Below are 17,789 nucleotides of genomic sequence, written 5' to 3' on the forward strand. Positions count from 1 at the left end.
TCAACTTTTCTCATATTGTTGGCAATTTTTTGAAGAAAAGTTCTAGTTTCTATAATCTCTTTCTTTAGAATTTCTTGACTTTGACACTGCTAAATACGATGAACTCGGACTCAATATAACTTGTGTGGAAATAGGTAATATTTAGTTCGATTATACCCGATAATCATTTCATAAATTTGATGTGTGAGGGAAGTTATGTCGAAACTATTTTCTTTGTTAGGTACTCTTGTATTCGTATTAAATATTAGTGTTTCAGCGGATGAGTCTTGTGTACAACAAGAATTTGATACAGCAATTGTGTGCGAAAAGAATTTTAGGGCCAACTCTCTAGCAGATCTTGAAAGATATAAAACCGAGTCTCATCTTAAAAGTCGTAACCTAACAATAGCTTTTGATTTACTAGGTGATGAAAATATAGAGCTACATACGCCATGCCTCGTTAGATACCATAAAGACTTTAAAATCAATACGACTGGAGATATCTGTCTTGATGCTAGAGATGGTATTCGTTTACACGCAGGAAAAAATATTTCTGCAAACAATATTCATCTTTATTCAAAAAAGATAATAGCAATTCAAAAGGAAGCAACAATTAATGTTAATAGTATTTCATTGGTTTCTAATGGGGAGTCCGCTGACTCAAGGGTTCATATTAGAAATACATCTTCTGTTAATGCTGTTAATTTGAATCTATACGGTACAAAAAGAGCAACTCTTGGGTATTCATCTTCTTATAATATTACGGGGGCAATCAATATTGAATCTCGTGATGAATTTTCTAGTATTTGGAGAGATACTCAAATTATAACTCCGTAAATGTCTATCATATCAGATGCTGAAGTAAGACTGGCCAACAATGTTGTCATTGAATCAACTGGATTGAGTGCGCAAGCACCTGAGTGTAAGTTGAGAAATTTAATAACTCTCGGTACAGGGAGTTGTTTTGATACATCGAGGCCTACTTCTCGTATTAAGAAAGTTGAAACACAGGTTCTAATTGGTGAAACATTAACTTTTGATTCAAGTCGTTCAAGTGCTACAAATGGAATATTAGAGCATTCTTTTTCTGTTAATGGAGAAGTACTGCAGAAAAATGAAGGTAATATTTTTACTCATACATTTAATCAAGAAGGTATTTACTATGTGAAATCAAAGATAGTAGACAATCTCGGGTATGTGTCGACAGCACAAAGAAAAATTACTGTTTCTGCACCGATAACAAATGATCGAGAAGCTTTCTTTAAGTATGCAGTAGAAGATGGAATGCTAGAGCTTATTTTTATCCAAAGTATTCCTCGTGATCAAATAACAAGTGCAAAATTTATTGTAAATGAGCAAGAATATAATCTTCCAAATTTCTATCATCTTGATTCTATTTTTATAAATGACATTGCAAGCGGGGCGCATGATGTAACTCTTGAAGTAACTGATATTTATAATCAAGTCTTTAGATATCAAAGAAAAGTTTTTGTTGGAACAAATGAAGAAATGGAGATCATTGCACCTGTTATGGAATTTGACATTATTCCTTCTGCTCCAAAAGAGGTTTTTATCGAGTTTCGTGGAGTCTTTGATCCTGCAGGGCTTTTTGATGGTCTTGTCATTGACTGGGGCGACGGAGAGGTCTCTGAACATTGGGTACCGGATGAGGGAGGAGTTAAACACTCTTATCAATCAACTGGTACATATGAAGTAAATGTTGAGTTTATTAAGGCCGGTGAAAATGGAGAAACAGTTAAAACTTTAACAAAGCAAGTAACTGTTACAAACGACGAGGTCACTGCTCAGCCTCCACTTGTTAACTTTAGATATGAAAAACAATATTTCGCACCACACGTAGCATTTAATATTGATCTTTCGATGTCTCCGACAGGGGAAATCGTAAGCCGTACTTTCGATTATGGGGATGGCACTGTCTACACTGGGAATGAGCCAATCCATACGCATTTTTATGATCCGGGCACATATTATGCAACATTAACAGTTGTAGATGAATACGGAATGACTGCATCTCAAACTGCACGAGTCATTATTGCAGAAGAAGGTGAGGATTTTATTTCAAATCTTGAATGCTTTGATGAAGGTGGTCTCTACGTTGGATGTGATGTGGTGGCACTTGCAAAAGATGAAGAGATTCAGTCCATTGAAATTGATTGGGGAGATGGTAATACGGAAACATTTGAACCTGCATTTACTAGTTGGACGTGGGACTTTTTTGATTATGAATATAGTGAGCCTGATAATTATGTGATCCAGATTACAGTAACAACAAACTTTGGATCATATTTTAATTCTTTGGCATATTCCAATCTTGATTCGAGTGATGAGCCAGACCCTATTGATGAAGTAGAGGAACCTGTTAATTTAGCACCTGTTGCTGAGTTTTATTGTTTTTCAAATATACCATTATTCGTGGAGTGTATTGATGAATCATATGACTTAGATGGGGATGGTGTAACAAGAAAATGGATTATTAACAATGAAACAATTAATAATACAAATAATAAAATACGCTATTTTTCAAAAAATTCTACTACTGTTCATGTTGCGTTAACTGTGAGCGATGGAAAGGATGAAAGCTCCTCTTCCGAAATGTTTACGACTGAAAGTCCTGGAATCAATGTGTCTTTCACTTGTATTCAAGATGATAATGAGATTATTAAGTGCTCTAATACTTCCAGTACTGAGTATCAGTCTATCGACGTTGATTATACATGGATAGTAAATGGTGTAGAGAGCAGTAAGGAAAATAATATTGAAATAGAAGTTATTCCTTCTATACAAGAAATAGAAGTGAAGCTCATCGCCAAGCAATTAAACTTTAATTTTAATTCTAGTTTTGTCAAAAATATCAAGGTTGAAAAAATGAAGCCTGATGATATTAAATCTAAAGGTGAGATTGTCTCTATAATAGAAGAGAATACGGCATTGGGGCAGAGAGACGTATTCATGTTTGACATAATCGGAACCACACTAAAAGAAGGAGAAAATGGGACAGTTTTAAATGTAAGTGTTTCACTTAATAATACTTTTATTCAAAGAGAGTTTTTAACTGTTCAGGATGAACGTCTAGTTGTAAAGGTTGCTAATATTAAAGATGGTGAAAATATTTTAAAGGTATCCGGCCATGATATTAATGGGAATTTTATAAATACTGAGTTTCGTTACTTCTTTGGGACGCGTGATATTGATTTAGGTTCAGAGCTTTCAGATAATGTTGAGGTTTGTAATTCATTTTTTAGTTCAAAATGTATAAAGGTTGAACGTGAAGGGCAGGTCCTCAAAAATATTCCAATGGGGAGCTTTATTCTAAAAAGTAATTCTTCTGGTGAGGTGTTCGGTATTTTAAAAAGTGATAATACATTTATTTTGAATAAGTCGAAAGTTGTAGATAATGAGTTAGGTGAGAGCTCTTTATTAGAGTCAAGCAGTTGGAACGTTTTAGAAGGTAACTTGAGAAAAAACAATTCAGGAAGTCTAACTTTAGTTACTAATAATGGGTACTTTCTTGGCGACACTCAATTTGTAGCTAGAGAAGCGAATGAATCTATAGCTTTACCATATTTTGTTAATGAGTTTAGAGAAGATGGGATTGCTATAATTAAAGTTACTAACCTTAGAAGCAATGTTACAGTTTTTAAAATAATTACGGATGATAACTCAGGTGATGAGAGCGAAGTGTTCATAGATGTGTTTAAAAATGACAGCATTTCTGTACAAGTCGCTATCCTTAAAAAGGAAGAAAGTCTAGTAACAAGCATTTTTGATAAATTGCTCGGTTCCCTTGTTGATTACTCAATTGCAAGCAGTGATAGTGATGGCATTTCTCTTAGTCCTTTGCTTAAGGATCGAGTAATTAAGGACTTTAAATTTTACAATGTAGTTGGAGATGAAAGGTTTTTTTATAAGCCTCTTCGTAATTTACCTGGTGGAGATTTTCCTTATCATTACGATATTAAATCTGGGCTTGGTGCTAAGGTTCATCGTTTTGGAGTTGAAGTGCTAACGAACAATAATTTTTCACAAAACTTAATGAATGTAGAGTTGCTTTTTTGTCCAGTAAGCTCATTTAGTAATGAAGAATGTACAAGGTATAGACTAAATATTGAAAGTTTCTCGGATGGAAGGGGGATTATTCAGTACAATGATTTTTATCCAAAGACTGAGTTTTATAAAGTATGTTTGGCTGTAACTAGTGTAGTTGATAATTCTAGACGAGATGTTTATTGTGCAAAAAATGATTTTGGTGGAACTTTATTTAGGTCTTTAACGGCTGTCGACAGTGGTGATTATAGTAGATATAGGTTCGGGGATAGGGATAGCCATTTGGGAGGAGATTCTTGGTTTAGTTATTCCTTAGTTAATAAGCCTACTGTTTTGAATTTATTTTTTACTGATGGTTTTCTATTTAATGATTCAAATACTTCTGTATATACAGGGAATCATAAAGAAAAGGGCGTTTTGAAACATGGGGCACATGATGATGGTAACAAAATAGACATTATCCTTAAAGCGATGAGCGATGATTATCAAAAAGATTTAGAAAATGTTTGGCATACTAAGAAAATGACTTATACAAGAAAGATTCTTCAATTTCTTGATGATAATATTGAACATGTTGAAAAAGTACTTCTAAATAACTCTAAGCTTACTGATAAAAGTTTATTAACTACGGAGGAGATCTTAAATGATACATTCTCAAATACTGTAAAGGCTACTTGTTTTTCAGATGGACGTCGAGCTAGTGAAGTTATTAATCATATTAATGAAGGCCATAAGTCTTGGATGGATGTGAGGCTCTTTGGGTATGGAGCGAATGGGAGCCTTCAGGATAGATGGGGGAAACCAGTTAAAAGATTTTTAGTAAATAATGCTTTAGAAATTGAATTTAATTATATTGATGATTTTGCAACTGGTAAGGTCAGTACTGAAGATGATATGACGTTTGAATACTTTTATCTTTACGATAAGGAAGGTGATTTGAATGGTGTCCCTCTTTCTTTCCCGACGGAACCCAACGATGAATTTCCTTATTATGTTAAAAATTCAAAAATTTATATAAATGGAGCAGCTGATATAAAACCTGATTTTATTGAAAAAAGATTTCAGGTAATTGTTCTTGCAACACATAATAAAAATGAATATTGCAAATCGCAAGAATTGAACTTAGAGATGTTGAAGTTTAAAAGTATTCCAAGAGCGAAGAGCATAAATGATAACTCTATTAGTATAAAAACTGGAATGTACAAAATATTGAAAGTACCCAGTGCAAATATCGGAGAGCAGGGTTTGACATATTTATATTCACCTGTACGTATGCATGACCCTCAACATATAGGAGTTGATTATACTTTTTCTAATGTACAAACTTTTAATATCGAAGGTAATAGTTTTTATAAAAATGAAGGATCTTATTTTGATGTCTCTGGAGGCTTCGTTCAACCCCCTGTTGAAATGACACGAACTAATGGTGATGTTTACGATAGGTTAAGCGTGACGAATCGTTCGCTTAGGAGGTTTCCTCCTAGTGAATCGGGTGCGAAGCAAGATGGTTTTATTATTTTAAAAAACTCATCTAGTATAGACCAAGATGTGAGTATTGGTACATTTCCAGCTTCTATCTACCCTGTTAAAGGTGAATCTATTTATAAGTTTAATCGCGAGTTACAGAACTCAAATATTGATTATAGTAAAAATCCTAGTTTAGAAATAAATATACAAGCTTTTGGTATAGACGTAGAGTCAGGGGATCTATTAGATTTACGTGAGCACATCGGAATATGGGAGAATGTTGATAGTTATATTGATAATGGATACGCCGTAGGTATTCGTGATAAGCCTACTGCTGTAGAACAGTACTTTTTGATTATGCCAGATGAGTTTGTATCAAATATACGCTCAATAAAACCATATGTAACAAAGTATTATAGTAACTCGATTACATATGGAACGTACGATACTAGGCTGTTTAAAAAAGAAGTCGTATATGGTGAATCTACTTTTCCGACAAACTCAAATCGAACGATATTGCCAACTTCATGGAGTTGGCAATCATCAGGTGTTAGATTCCAGTCTTCACCGACTATTTTTTCGGATGAGTTAGATGGGGCAACTGATTCAGACTCTAACAATGTTGATGATATTTATTTTAGTATCCATTATGATTTAGTACCTTCACTAACAAGTGAGGTTTTAGATCAAGCTGGCTATTATCAATTGAAGGAAAGTAATTGTACAAACTCTGAATACAATTTAGATTCAATATGTCGAGATCTTGACGAGTTGGGATATTAGAAAATAAAGGCTCCTGTCTTTTTGATAGAGCCTTAATCCGAACTAGTAGTAAAACTTTTTATTATTAAAAACTTTTCGTTATTTGATTCTATAGACCCTATGTAAATGTTATGGTCGGCTGCCTCATAGTCGACCTCTAAAGTGTAATAAACGCTAAAGCCTGTGTCGAATTTTTTGAAGTTGTCTAGTTTGCTTAAAATAAGTTTGAAATCTTTTTTCTCAAGCTCATTTCTTAATAATTTTTCCTTCTTCAAGAAGAAGCCTGGTACATTTGGTGAAATTTCAACATTTGGAGAAATCAAGCCGCGCAGACAAACAAGGTCTTCTTTTTGTAGACAGTTTTTTAAGTCATTTTTAAAAGAGGCCCAATCGTGATGTTTTCGCATTTTTTTGTCTAGTTCGAGTTTTTCTAAGACATGCTTTGGGCAGTTTATTTTTTTTAGTGGTTGTTTGTCTGTATCTAGTAAGTTGATTGATGCACATTCTTTAGATTGTTTATGATAAAGCGTCCCTGGTCCATATCTAAGGAGGTTTCTACCATCATCATTGTCAGGGAAAAAAAGTAGTATGCCTCCACTACCTGTGACTTTATGTAGAGTATTGTATCTTGCAATACCATAATCTTCTGCAAATGTTATACTTGCTAGTAGCAAAATTAGGCCTTGAAGTAATACTTTTTTCATAGAATCTCCTTTATATTTATAATTTTATCATATAAGTTAATCAGAGCAATTTTTTATGTTTATAGGAAAATACGGCTACTTTCTAGTAAATATCTCGTAGGTGAATTTAAATATATATATCAAATAACGGAAAAAGAAGACTTCTTTCTTTTCTAGCTTATTTAAAATTTTGAAAATCATAAAATAGAAATAGAGGAGTTTCTAGATGAATATAATCGTTATCTTCGCGTAAGAATTAGCTTAAGCATCCCCATTTAACGCCTCAAGGAAATTCGTCCCAAAGAGCTGAAGCTTCTTAGGTTCAACTCCATAGATGCTTTCGAGATCATCGAGAGTTTGTGGGCGTTGGGCGGCCATCTCCATAAGAGTCTTGTCTGGAAAAATCTTAAAGGCTTGTGTGCGTTTCTGTTGGCAAGTTTAGAGCGTAGAACTTTTAAATTCTCATACATTGTTTTATCAGTTCCATCATTTGGTCTATATGTGGCGACAGCTTTCTTTCTTGTGGTGGCTTTCTTGCGAACCGCTTTCTTTTTTGTTGCTTTTGTTTTAGTCGCAGTCGACTTCGAAGCAGGTGCACTTTTTTTAAAGTCTGCACGAATCCTGACTTCCTTGCGATCTTCAATAACATCGATGCCGATTGAGTAAGTTTAGTTTCTGAGCTTCCATCCATAATCATCTTAAGATAGCCTTGGGCAATTAGTTGGCGACATAGAGAATAGAGGAAGCCTTGGTCTCCCTTACTTGCATAACCAAAGCTTGTGATATGGTGGTGGCCATTTTTTTGAATGACGCCTGAAATATTTCCTTTGAGATCATCCACAATAAGGCGGGCTATTGTTTGCGGTGCTAGGCTCCCAACTCTTTAGCTAGAGATTAGCGTCGAGAGCCAGGGGCCAAGCCCGAGCGGTTCGCCTCAGGGCCAATGGGAAAGTTAACGCATAAAGAGAACGATATATTCACGAAGTGAAAATGAGTAACAAATCACCTCGTACAACCGACTCACATTCATACCAATCAACTTTTCTCATATTGTTGGCATTTTTTTTGAGAGAAGTTCTAGTTTCTAGAATCTCTTTCTTTAGAATTTCTTGACTTTGACACTGCTAAATACGATGAACTCGGACTCAATATAACTTGTGTGGAAATAGGTAACATTCAGTTCATTTATACCCGATAATTATTTCATATATTTGTGAGTGAATGAAGTCTGTATTAGTGACTAAGAAGTATTTATGAATAGGAGGGCATTCTTGCTTAAATTCACGCTTTTTTCAAAATTAATATTGATGATTTTAATGATATTAACCTCTACTTCATCATACTCAAGAAGTGTTAAACAACCATTTTCCTGGGATGTATTAATAATAAAGCTTAGAAGAGATTTTATGAATTGTGGTAAACCCGTAGTGATTGATAATCGAAAGTTACGAAGTGGATGTGGAAAGGAATATCTTAAAGATTTTGATCTAGATACTTATAAGATGTTTACACTTTCAATATCTGGTAGGGATATTCTCATTTTTAATTATGGAGGATTAAAAGATTTTAATGGTGAACTAATACATTATCGTTATATGGATAAGGATATTGTTAGAGTGTTTAGAAGTGTTTATCCGTTAGAAATTTATGAATACTGTAGTTATAAGAAATTGAATTGTGAAAAACTTGAAATCGAAAATAGATATCCAAAGCTAACTGATGAAAAGATCGAAAAGTTATTAAATAATGAGAAGTATATAGCGATACCAACAAAATACTATTCAACTTCTGAAGACAGTGTTGTCTTTTCTTTTTTTAGAAATGATTTAGGCTATTATGATTTTAAATATGTAAAATTTAATAAGGAAAATAAGGCCAAATCATTCGAAGTCATCTTTTCTAGTCAGGACAAGTTTGAAATTATCAAATATTGTTTAAAGAAAGAAAATAAAGATACCTGCAAAAAGATAGAAGCTCTTAGGCCATATATTCAAAAGTTTGAGTCATATATTTAAATTGGTTTCAAATGTTACCGCTGATTAAATAAACGCTTCCGGATAATTATACTTATTCGGATTGGTTTCAATGAATTTATCAAGCTGAGTAAAGAAGAAGTCCTTATTTTTTAGGGCAAAAGAATCCTTAAAGATCATAAGTTCGCGCTCTTGGCGTAGGTTCTTTGCCATATAAAGATTAACAAGGTCTTGTAGCATTTCAGGGAAATGAATTTCTTTAAGCTTTTGCGCTTTCTTGCGATTAGACTTCGAGTTGATATATTGAATCAGTTTCTTGTCGTGTCCAGGGTAGCGAAAGATTAATCCTTGTCTAATTCCTAGAGCGCCAAGAGGGTAGATTGTAAATTGCTCGGGAACAAGGTGGTTCATAAGAACGAAGTCAGCTTGCTTGATTTTTTGAAGCTCTTCTTTGTACTCGGCCTTTAGTTCTTCTTTCGTACCGTCTCCAATCAAATTTTGACGAAGCATTGTGATGGCCTCTTCTTGATCGGCCTCATCCATTTTATTAAATGAATGATTAAAGCGAATAAGGGCCTCAAGAATTGGGCCACTAAGTTTTATGGAAATAGTTTGCCACTCAAGATCTTTAATACGCTCGCTAATGAATTGAATTTCATTTTCTTTATTCGTGCACGGGAAAGAGAAGAGGATGATTCCGTTTTGTCCTTTTACTGTAATAACAAAAGGAGCAAAAATCTTTTTCATCTTTGCCACAATCTCATCGTGCTCACTTGTGTCTTTTTTAAAGTTACAAAGATCAAGCTCGTAGCGATTTTTTGGGTAGTAAAGGTGATTGATCTTCTTAATGTCTTTTTCAATAAAGATATTGAGATAGTTTAAGAAAAGTTGCGCCGTCGCGATAGCATCATCAAGAGCACGGTGTGCTTTTTGGTGAGAGATATTAAAAATACGCGACATATAGTTTAGATTCGAGTTCATAAGAGTTGGAATAAGATACTTTGTCATAAGGTTTGTACATAGGCCCTTATTCTCAAGTTGCTTTCTTCCAAGCCTTTCTAATACTGAATTTAAAAATGGAATATCAAATGAAGAGTTGTGAGCGATAAGAACTCGGTCACCAATAAATTCTAGAACTTCATCAATAACGGCATCAATAGTTGGTGCGCCTTCAACTTCATCTTGTGTAATAGAAGTTAGCTTTTGAATAAAGTCTGGGATTTTTCTTTCTGGATTGATGAGGAAGCTTTTCTTCGCTCCTACTTCCAGGTTATCAATTTGGACGAGGCCAATTTCAATGATTTTATCTTTTTTCTGGTTTCCACCAGTTGTCTCTAAATCGAAGACGCAGAAGCTCATGTCTGCTAGCATTTTCTTTGAAGAATGTGTTTCCATCAATAATCCATGAAAGCCGAGTATTCACTCGTGGTTAGGTATTGAATAGATTATAGCAAAGATCTCCCCACCGAGGTAGGGAGAAAATATGATTTTTTTATTTGATATTTGAGATAACTTCTTCAAGAAGCTCTAGGAACTTCTTCATAACACGTGCGGCCTCGTGCTTAATATCATCGTGATTTAGTTTAGTATTCTCAATTCCTGCGGCCATATTTGTCACACAAGAGATACCAAGAACATCAAGTCCCATGTGGTTTGCAGCAATACACTCTTGTACTGTCGACATTCCAACAAGGTCTCCACCGAAGTTACGATACATGCGAATTTCAGCAGGAGTTTCATAAGTTGGCCCCATAACACCAACGTAGACACCTTCTTTAAGATCATATGAAATATTCTTTGCGGAAGCATAAGCGATCTCTTGAAGAGCAGGTGACCATGCATAAGTCATATCTGGAAAACGAGTTCCTAGCTCTTCAATATTTTCACCAACAAGACAATTTTCACCTGTTAGGTTTAGGTGATCCTTAATAAGAACAAGCGAGCCTGAGCTGTAATCAAGATTAATTCCACCAGCAGCATTTGTGATGATTAGATTTTTAATTCCAAGAGTTTTTAAAACGCGAACAGGAAAAACTACTTCATCAAGAGAGTGGCCTTCATAGCGGTGGATACGCCCTTGCATAACTGCAACAACTTTTCCTCCAAGTTCACCCATAACAAGTTGACCTTTGTGGCCAATAACCTTTGTCTTTTTAAAACCTGGAATTTCTTCGTATGGAATTTCAACTCTGTTTTCTAAAAGGTTAGCAAATTCACCAAGTCCTGAACCTAGGATAACTCCAATATCAGGTGTCTTATCATACTTGCTTTGAATATAGCTCTTTGATTCTTCTAGTCTTTTAAAAATTGCGTGCATACGTACCTCTAGATTTCTTTCACTTCAAAGATTAACTTGCTTGCTTTAGGCTTTGCAGTTGTCACTTTAATATCTTTCTTTAAGTCAGCAAGAATAGCTTCAACTTGTTTCTTCTGGTTTTTATTGTGATAGATTTCAACAAGCGCTTCACCTTTAGAAACCTTGTCACCAACTTTCTTATTAAGAACAAAACCAACACCGAAGTCAATCTTGTCAGTTGCTTTGGCACGTCCACCACCAAGGCTAACACAGTGAAGTCCCATATTCTTACAAGCGATAGCTGAAACATAACCATTCTTAGTTGCGCTAAATATGGTCTTCTCTTTTGCTAGTGGTAGGCGAGAGTAGTCATCACAAACTTTCTCATCTCCGCCTTGAACCTTAATAAGGTTTTTGAAAACCTTAAGTGCTTTTCCATTATCGATGACAGCTTGAGCTTTCTTTTCACCCTCTTTAAGTGAGTCCGCTTTACCTGCAATATAGATCATGGCACCAGCAAGCTTAACACTGATATCAGTTAAGTCTTTTGGGCCATTACCTTTTAGTGTTTCAATTGATTCAATAATCTCAAGTGAGTTACCAATATACTGACCAAGTGGTTGGTTCATATCTGTAATCATTGTGATCATACGCTTATCAAAGCGCTTTGCTGTATCACGAAGACTCTTTGCTAGTGCTTTTGCATCCTTGATATTATCCATGAATGCACCGTCACCAACTTTAATATCCATAACGATTCCATTAGCACCTTCTGCTAATTTCTTACTCATGATTGAAGCTGTAATTAATGGAATTGATTCAACTGTTCCCGTAACATCTCTTAGGCCGTAGATGATCTTGTCAGCAGGAGCGATGTCCTTTGTTTGACCGATAAGTACGATTTTTTCTTTATTAAGTTGCTTCTTGAATTGTTCGAGAGTTAGTTCAGTTTTAAATCCTTTAATCGATTCAACTTTATCAACTGTTCCACCAGTGTGGCCTAGACCACGTCCGGCCATCATTGGAACCTTTACTCCGCATGCCGTTGCGATTGGTCCAAGAATGAACGATGCTTTGTCTCCAACACCACCAGTTGAGTGCTTGTCGATCACGTTCACACCTGAGAATTTTAGCGTCTTTCCAGAGTAGAGCATGGCATCTGTTAGAGCGGCCGTCTCTTTTACACTCATCCCATTTAAGTAGATGGCCATAAGAAGTGCAGACATTTGATAATCGGCAACATCACCATTTGTAATTCCATTAATGAACCACTTAATCTCTTCATCTGTTAATTTTTTACCATCTCTTTTTTTTGAGATGATCTGATATGCGCTAAAATTTTCCGACATAGTATTCCTTTTAAAAATTTAATTCCCTAATAATTCCTGTGCATTTATTGCATCAAATTACTTATGCGTATAGAATAGTAAAAGGGTCATTATAGACACGGCCATTAGAGGTGGCAATGATGAAACTTAATGCGTAGCGCAGGGATTTTAAGGTTTTAGAAATGTTCAAAAAAATTATCATTATATGTTTAGCTCTTACATTTTCATTCTCTTCAGTAGCACAAACAAATTTTAAGGAAGAAGGATTACGTGACTTAACAACAGTTGCAGGCCTTGGACTTGGTGGAGCAATTCTTGGACTCTCGACACTATCATTTGTTGAGGAGCCAAAAGATCACCTTAAAAATATCCTTGTTGGTGCTGCACTAGGGATCGTTGTTGGTGTTGGTGTTGTGGCCTATAACCAAGCGGCAAAGTCTCAGGCAACAATTCGCCAAACTGGATTCCGCGACTTTGATACGACTAGTCGTTTAAATTGGCATGCGTCAAATACGGCACAAGATATCAAAGAGTTTAATGCTGTAAATCCAAAAGTTGGTTGGTCGTTTAACTTCTAATTATTCTTTTTTATTGTCCATTTATGCTCAAACCTATACTCTAAAGCTGTTTTTAGAATTAATTTAATTTAGTTATAGGGTATTCCATGGAAAGAGTTATTTCGGCATTTGGTTTAATCGTTATGGTTGGTGTTGCTTTTGCACTATCAAATAACCGTAAGAAAATTAATTGGCGCTTAATTCTATCCGGGCTTGCTCTTCAGATCTTCTTTGGCTTAATTATTCTTAAAACAGATGCAGGACAAAATTTCTTTGAAGGTGCTCGTGGCTTCTTTACTGCAATCCTAAACTTTACGAATGAAGGCTCTGAATTCTTATTTGGGCCTCTGACTAATGTTCCAAAAACTGGATTCATCTTCTTTGTTATGGTTCTTCCAACAATTATTTTCATGTCGTCTTTAATGAGTGTTCTATACCACCTCGGTGTTATGCAATTAGTTATTAAGGCATTTGCAAAAGTAATGTCTGTTGTGATGGGAACCTCGGGAGCTGAATCTCTTGCGGCCGCGGCCAATATTTTCGCTGGCCAAACAGAAGCTCCTCTTGTTGTTAAGCCACTTATTTCAAAAATGACTGAGTCTGAACTTATGGCCCTAATGACTGGTGGGATGGCAACTGTTGCAGGTGGTGTACTTGCTTCATACGTTGGCTTCGGAATTGATGCCGCTCACTTACTTTCAGCATCGGTAATGTCTGCTCCGGCAGCACTTGTGTGTGCCAAACTTATGATCCCAGAGACACAAGAGTCTCTGACTAAAGGTGATTTAAAATTAGAATTAAATGATACTAGTGTTAACTTTATTGATGCCGCTGCCAATGGTGCTAGTGAAGGTGTAAAGCTTGCTATTAATGTTGGTGCAATGCTTGTTGCGATTATCGCACTTGTTGCCATGATTAATGGTGGTCTTGCCTTAGTTACAGGTTGGTTTGGTTTTGAGGGAATTACTCTTGAGCTAATCATGGGGAAATTATTTGCTCCTTTTGCTTGGTTATTAGGTGTTGAGTGGAAAGATGCTCAAATTGTAGGAACACTTCTTGGTAAGAAGTTAGTACTAAACGAGTTCGTTGCTTACTTAGACCTAAGAGAAAATATGGGTAATATATCAGAACGCTCGGCCATTATCTCTACTTACGCCCTTTGTGGTTTTGCTAACTTCTCATCAATTGGGATTCAAATTGGTGGAATCGGTGGGATCGCTGAGAATCGTAAGCATGACCTTGCAAGACTTGGGATTCGCTCTCTAATCGCAGGGACACTTGCTTGTTTTATGACAGCATGTATTGCGGGTATATTTATTTAATACCGTCTTCGTCTAATTCTAAATTAATTGAGTAGGGTAACGCGGAATATTATATCTTCTAGCGTAAAACCTTGCTCACACGTACAATTATTAGTAGGTTAAAGTCTTTGGCTTGAGCGATGCTCGCCGACTTGCCTCGCGCTTTTATTTCGTATTTCGATTTAGTTTAAAAGGAATATATATGTCTAAAGATTTGATTATTAACAAAACAGTTAACGAGTGGCGTGCTGTTTTGATGGAGAATGGTGAAATTCTCGATTTCCTTATGGAGAGAACGAAACCAACTGCAACGCCACACCCGCGCCTTGGAAATATCTACCGCGGAAAAGTCTTAAGAGTATTACCTGGAATGCAGTCAGCATTCGTTGACATTGGTTACTCAAAAGCAGCTTTCCTCTATGTAGACGATGCCTATCTTCCAACTCTTGATGAGCAAAGAGAGATGGCCAAAAAGGCCGAGGTTATTAAGAAAGAAAAGAAAGAAAATGGCCTCGTGATTCCTGACGAATTAGCAACTCTATCTGAATCAATGGATATGAAGATGCGTCCAGAATCAGCAACAATCGAATCATTCCTAAAAGAAGGGGATGAGATCATTGTTCAGGTTGCCAAAGAGCCGATCTCAACAAAAGGGCCACGTGTTACTCGTCATGTGACAATTCCAGGTCGCTATGTTGTTTATATGCCATTTATTGAGCACACTGGTGTTTCTCGTCGTATCGAAAATGAAGAAGAACGTGATCGTCTAAAAGAGATGCTTGAGACAATTCGTCCAGAAGGTAAGGGTGTTATTGCTCGTACTGTTGCTGAAGGAAGCTCATACAAAACTCTTAAGTCTGACTACGATATGCTGACAAAGATTTGGAAAGAGGTGCAAAAGAAATCTGAAAAAGAGAAAGCACCGGCCCTTTGTTATGAAGACTTAACTTTTATTCAACGAGTTTTAAGAGATATTACAGATGAAGACGTTGATAATATTATTATCGACGATAAAGACGGTGTAAAAGAAGTCGAGAAATTTGCAACAAAGTATCTTCCTCAAATTAAAGGGAAGGCAAAATTCTTTGATGAAACAAATCCGATCTTTGAAAAATTTAATGTTGATATCGAAATTGAAAGAGGACTAAGTAACAAAGTTTATCTTCGTTCAGGTGGTTCTCTAAATATCGACCAAACAGAGGCCCTGGTTTCAATTGACGTTAACACGGGAAAATTTGTAGGACGAAAAACATTAGAAGAAACTATTCTTCGCACAAACCTTGAAGCAGTTAAAGAGATCGCTTACCAACTAAGACTTAGAAACTGTGGTGGGATTATCATTATCGACTTTATCGATATGGAAAAAGTTGAAAACCGCGAAGCTGTTTATAACTCACTTGTGGACGCTCTTAAAAAAGATCGTTCAAAAACAAAAGTACTTCCAATCTCTGAGCTTGGACTTGTTGAGATGACTCGAAAGAGAACTCGTGACACACTAACTCGTATTATGTGTGAGCCTTGTCCATATTGTGAAGGAAATGGAATTGTAAAAACAGTAAATACGATTTGCTATGAGATTGTCCGTGAGCTTGGTAAGAAAATTCGCAACAATCCAGAATCGAAGAAGATATCAATTTATGCCCACCCTGAGGTGACAGCATCTCTTTGTGGTGAAGAGCTTGATATCATCGAAACGATGGAAGAAGTCTTTAGCGTTAATCTTCAGATTCGCTCGGAGAACTCTTACCACGTTGAACAATACGAAATTTTTTAGCCGTGTGGGTGCTTATGGCACCCATACTTGCTTTTAGGGTTTAACTGATATGAGAGCACTTCTATTCCCATTACATAAAGTTTCATATCAGGCGATCTTAAAGAAGCCCCTCAATATTTTTGAACCGCGCTATATTCATATGATTCACGAAGCAGAGCAGACTAACACTCCTGTTGCTTTGGCCTATGCGACTTTGCAAGATGCTGATGACGAAGCTGATACGATTGCCATCAATCACGAAAAATACCATGCAGTGAAGCGCATGGTGGGGCTTGGCCGTGTTCAAATTTTACAAAAGTCAAAAGACGGCACCATGCTTGTTGTGCTTGAGCCACTTTTTAAGGGACTCATTATGGATGTCTATAATGAAGATCTACCATACAATACCATTGAAGTTGATCCCATTACTGAATTCTTAACGGTGATGCCAGAGCATATGATCTCGCTGCAAAGACTTGGTCTGCTCTTTCGCCACTGGGCCAAGTCATTCTTTAAGAATCAAGTAGAGTACGATGCCCTGATGGAGGCAACACAAGACCCAGTCGTTTTAGTTGGCGCCATCACTGAATTTGTTGTGACTTCTCCCGATCTTAAGCAGGGGATTCTCGAAATCGATGATATCAACGCCAAAATCGATGTCCTTCTTGAATGGCTCGACTAGTGGTACGCGCCACCTTTTCGAGATTTCAGTAACTTGGTGATCCAGCACGACAAAAAATTGAAAAAAATTCGCGTATTTAGGCTATTTTGACTTGAGTTGGGGGATATTATTCCTATACTCACCACATAACTCATTGAAATCATATTGTGCTCATTCAGCAGTTCTTAGCCAACTATCTGTAATCACGTAAAGGTGGCGCGTACCCGAACTTCCTTTACACAAAGCACAGTTACTGATAGATTAGCACCACATTTGACCGTTAATTTACTCGCTTCCCTGTGGTGGGGAGGCCAATAATAACTATTGTCCAGGAGATAAAGTATGATTTATGAGTTAGCATTAGTAGCTCACGCGGGCGCAACAGAAGATCAGCAAACAGCTCTTAAGAACCTAGTAGCTGAAGTTGCAAAAAATTACGAAGGTGAAGTCCTTTTAACTGATGATTGGGGAATGAGAACATTTGCTCAAACTGCCAAAAACGGTTCTAAAACAGGTAACTACATCTATTTCATCGTTTCAGGTAACAAAGACCTAAACACAGAACTTCAAAGACGTTTCAAAATCAACGAAGACGTTCACAAGTACCTTATCATTAAATTAGCTGATAACAACGAAGCTGCTGAAGCAGTTGTTAAAGGTTACAAAACTCCATTCTCAAAAGCTCACCCAGGTTCACAAACTGATGAACTAGAAAAAGGTGCAGAAAAAGATAAGAGAAGATTTGCTAAGAGAAAGAACTGTTGGTTCAAAGCAAACAGCATCACTGCAGACTGGAAAGATCCAAAGACTTATAACTGGCTAATCAACGAGTTTGGTAAGATCCAACCATCAAGAGTTACTGGTGTTTCAACTAAGCACCACAGATGGGCACAATCTGCAATTAAGAGAGCAAGAAATATTGGTCTAGTTTCTCACGTTAGAGGTGACTTCGCTCACTAAGAGT

At 36.3% G+C, this 17,789-nt stretch carries 13 protein-coding genes and 1 pseudogene; 8 read left to right on the top strand and 6 right to left on the bottom strand.

What is annotated here, in order from left to right; translation table 11 throughout:
* The first annotated feature begins 195 nt into the window (after positions 1–195).
* Together ABMA76_RS10605 and ABMA76_RS10610 are read left to right on the top strand one after the other, a co-directional pair.
* Positions 196–816: a hypothetical protein gene (locus tag ABMA76_RS10605; RefSeq protein ID WP_393061561.1), complete on the top strand. Its 621-nt coding sequence runs from the start codon at positions 196–198 to the stop codon at positions 814–816.
* Positions 817–6,294, top strand: coding sequence for a PKD domain-containing protein (locus ABMA76_RS10610; RefSeq protein WP_393061563.1), 5,478 nt, complete (start codon positions 817–819; stop codon positions 6,292–6,294).
* A 32-nt stretch (positions 6,295–6,326) separates the two neighbouring features.
* Here the strand turns inward: ABMA76_RS10610 and ABMA76_RS10615 are convergent, their stop codons facing one another.
* The 3 genes and pseudogenes from ABMA76_RS10615 to ABMA76_RS10625 all read right to left on the bottom strand — a co-directional run bounded on the left by ABMA76_RS10615 (position 6,327) and on the right by ABMA76_RS10625 (position 7,797).
* Positions 6,327–6,977, bottom strand: coding sequence for a hypothetical protein (locus ABMA76_RS10615; RefSeq protein WP_393061565.1), 651 nt, complete (start codon positions 6,975–6,977; stop codon positions 6,327–6,329).
* Between the two features lie 240 nt (positions 6,978–7,217).
* Positions 7,218–7,376: pseudogene (locus ABMA76_RS10620) on the bottom strand (HRDC domain-containing protein); the annotation flags it as partial.
* A 34-nt stretch (positions 7,377–7,410) separates the two neighbouring features.
* Entirely contained in the window at positions 7,411–7,797 is a 387-nt protein-coding gene (locus tag ABMA76_RS10625) for an RQC domain-containing protein (protein WP_393061567.1), read from the bottom strand.
* Positions 7,798–8,362: 565 nt separating this feature from the next.
* On the opposite strand from ABMA76_RS10625, the gene ABMA76_RS10630 reads away from it, so the two are divergent.
* Positions 8,363–8,971, top strand: a complete 609-nt coding sequence (locus tag ABMA76_RS10630; protein WP_393061569.1) for a hypothetical protein — start codon at positions 8,363–8,365, stop codon at positions 8,969–8,971.
* A gap of 24 nt (positions 8,972–8,995) precedes the next feature.
* Here the strand turns inward: ABMA76_RS10630 and ABMA76_RS10635 are convergent, their stop codons facing one another.
* The 3 genes from ABMA76_RS10635 to ABMA76_RS10645 form a co-directional block, all read right to left on the bottom strand.
* Positions 8,996–10,324: a PolC-type DNA polymerase III gene (locus ABMA76_RS10635; RefSeq protein WP_392857196.1), complete on the bottom strand. Its 1,329-nt coding sequence runs from the start codon at positions 10,322–10,324 to the stop codon at positions 8,996–8,998.
* 97 nt (positions 10,325–10,421) lie between these two features.
* On the bottom strand, positions 10,422–11,246 hold the full coding sequence (locus tag ABMA76_RS10640) for a purine-nucleoside phosphorylase (RefSeq protein ID WP_393061571.1): 825 nt from the start codon (positions 11,244–11,246) through the stop codon (positions 10,422–10,424).
* Between the two features lie 8 nt (positions 11,247–11,254).
* On the bottom strand, positions 11,255–12,574 hold the full coding sequence (locus tag ABMA76_RS10645) for a thymidine phosphorylase (protein WP_393061573.1): 1,320 nt from the start codon (positions 12,572–12,574) through the stop codon (positions 11,255–11,257).
* Between the two features lie 161 nt (positions 12,575–12,735).
* Between ABMA76_RS10645 and ABMA76_RS10650 the strand changes: the two genes are divergently transcribed.
* The 5 genes from ABMA76_RS10650 to rpsR all read left to right on the top strand — a co-directional run bounded on the left by ABMA76_RS10650 (position 12,736) and on the right by rpsR (position 17,785).
* Entirely contained in the window at positions 12,736–13,131 is a 396-nt protein-coding gene (locus ABMA76_RS10650; protein WP_392912262.1) for a hypothetical protein, read from the top strand.
* 86 nt (positions 13,132–13,217) lie between these two features.
* Entirely contained in the window at positions 13,218–14,432 is a 1,215-nt protein-coding gene (locus ABMA76_RS10655) for a NupC/NupG family nucleoside CNT transporter (RefSeq protein WP_392912264.1), read from the top strand.
* 181 nt (positions 14,433–14,613) lie between these two features.
* Positions 14,614–16,185: an Rne/Rng family ribonuclease gene (locus ABMA76_RS10660; RefSeq protein ID WP_021266295.1), complete on the top strand. Its 1,572-nt coding sequence runs from the start codon at positions 14,614–14,616 to the stop codon at positions 16,183–16,185.
* Between the two features lie 49 nt (positions 16,186–16,234).
* Entirely contained in the window at positions 16,235–16,846 is a 612-nt protein-coding gene (locus ABMA76_RS10665; protein WP_392912267.1) for an LON peptidase substrate-binding domain-containing protein, read from the top strand.
* A gap of 321 nt (positions 16,847–17,167) precedes the next feature.
* On the top strand, positions 17,168–17,785 hold the full coding sequence (rpsR, locus tag ABMA76_RS10670; protein ID WP_021265803.1) for a 30S ribosomal protein S18: 618 nt from the start codon (positions 17,168–17,170) through the stop codon (positions 17,783–17,785).
* The last annotated feature ends 4 nt before the right edge of the window (positions 17,786–17,789 follow it).

The sequence above is a fragment of the Halobacteriovorax sp. ZH5_bin.2 genome (genome assembly GCF_043196375.1).
In the GTDB taxonomy this organism is placed as follows: domain Bacteria; phylum Bdellovibrionota; class Bacteriovoracia; order Bacteriovoracales; family Bacteriovoracaceae; genus Halobacteriovorax_A.

Bases quoted from the DNA above. Each gene is read 5' to 3' on its own strand.
- ABMA76_RS10650 (WP_392912262.1), top strand. From the start codon at position 12,736: ATGTTCAAAAAAATTATCATTATATGTTTAGCTCTTACATTTTCATTC.
- ABMA76_RS10630 (WP_393061569.1), top strand. From the start codon at position 8,363: ATGAATTGTGGTAAACCCGTAGTGATTGATAATCGAAAGTTACGAAGT.
- ABMA76_RS10660 (WP_021266295.1), top strand. From the start codon at position 14,614: ATGTCTAAAGATTTGATTATTAACAAAACAGTTAACGAGTGGCGTGCT.
- ABMA76_RS10605 (WP_393061561.1), top strand. From the start codon at position 196: ATGTCGAAACTATTTTCTTTGTTAGGTACTCTTGTATTCGTATTAAAT.
- ABMA76_RS10615 (WP_393061565.1), bottom strand. From the start codon at position 6,977: ATGAAAAAAGTATTACTTCAAGGCCTAATTTTGCTACTAGCAAGTATA.
- ABMA76_RS10655 (WP_392912264.1), top strand. From the start codon at position 13,218: ATGGAAAGAGTTATTTCGGCATTTGGTTTAATCGTTATGGTTGGTGTT.
- ABMA76_RS10635 (WP_392857196.1), bottom strand. From the start codon at position 10,324: ATGGAAACACATTCTTCAAAGAAAATGCTAGCAGACATGAGCTTCTGC.
- ABMA76_RS10645 (WP_393061573.1), bottom strand. From the start codon at position 12,574: ATGTCGGAAAATTTTAGCGCATATCAGATCATCTCAAAAAAAAGAGAT.
- ABMA76_RS10640 (WP_393061571.1), bottom strand. From the start codon at position 11,246: ATGCACGCAATTTTTAAAAGACTAGAAGAATCAAAGAGCTATATTCAA.
- ABMA76_RS10665 (WP_392912267.1), top strand. From the start codon at position 16,235: ATGAGAGCACTTCTATTCCCATTACATAAAGTTTCATATCAGGCGATC.
- ABMA76_RS10610 (WP_393061563.1), top strand. From the start codon at position 817: ATGTCTATCATATCAGATGCTGAAGTAAGACTGGCCAACAATGTTGTC.
- rpsR (WP_021265803.1), top strand. From the start codon at position 17,168: ATGATTTATGAGTTAGCATTAGTAGCTCACGCGGGCGCAACAGAAGAT.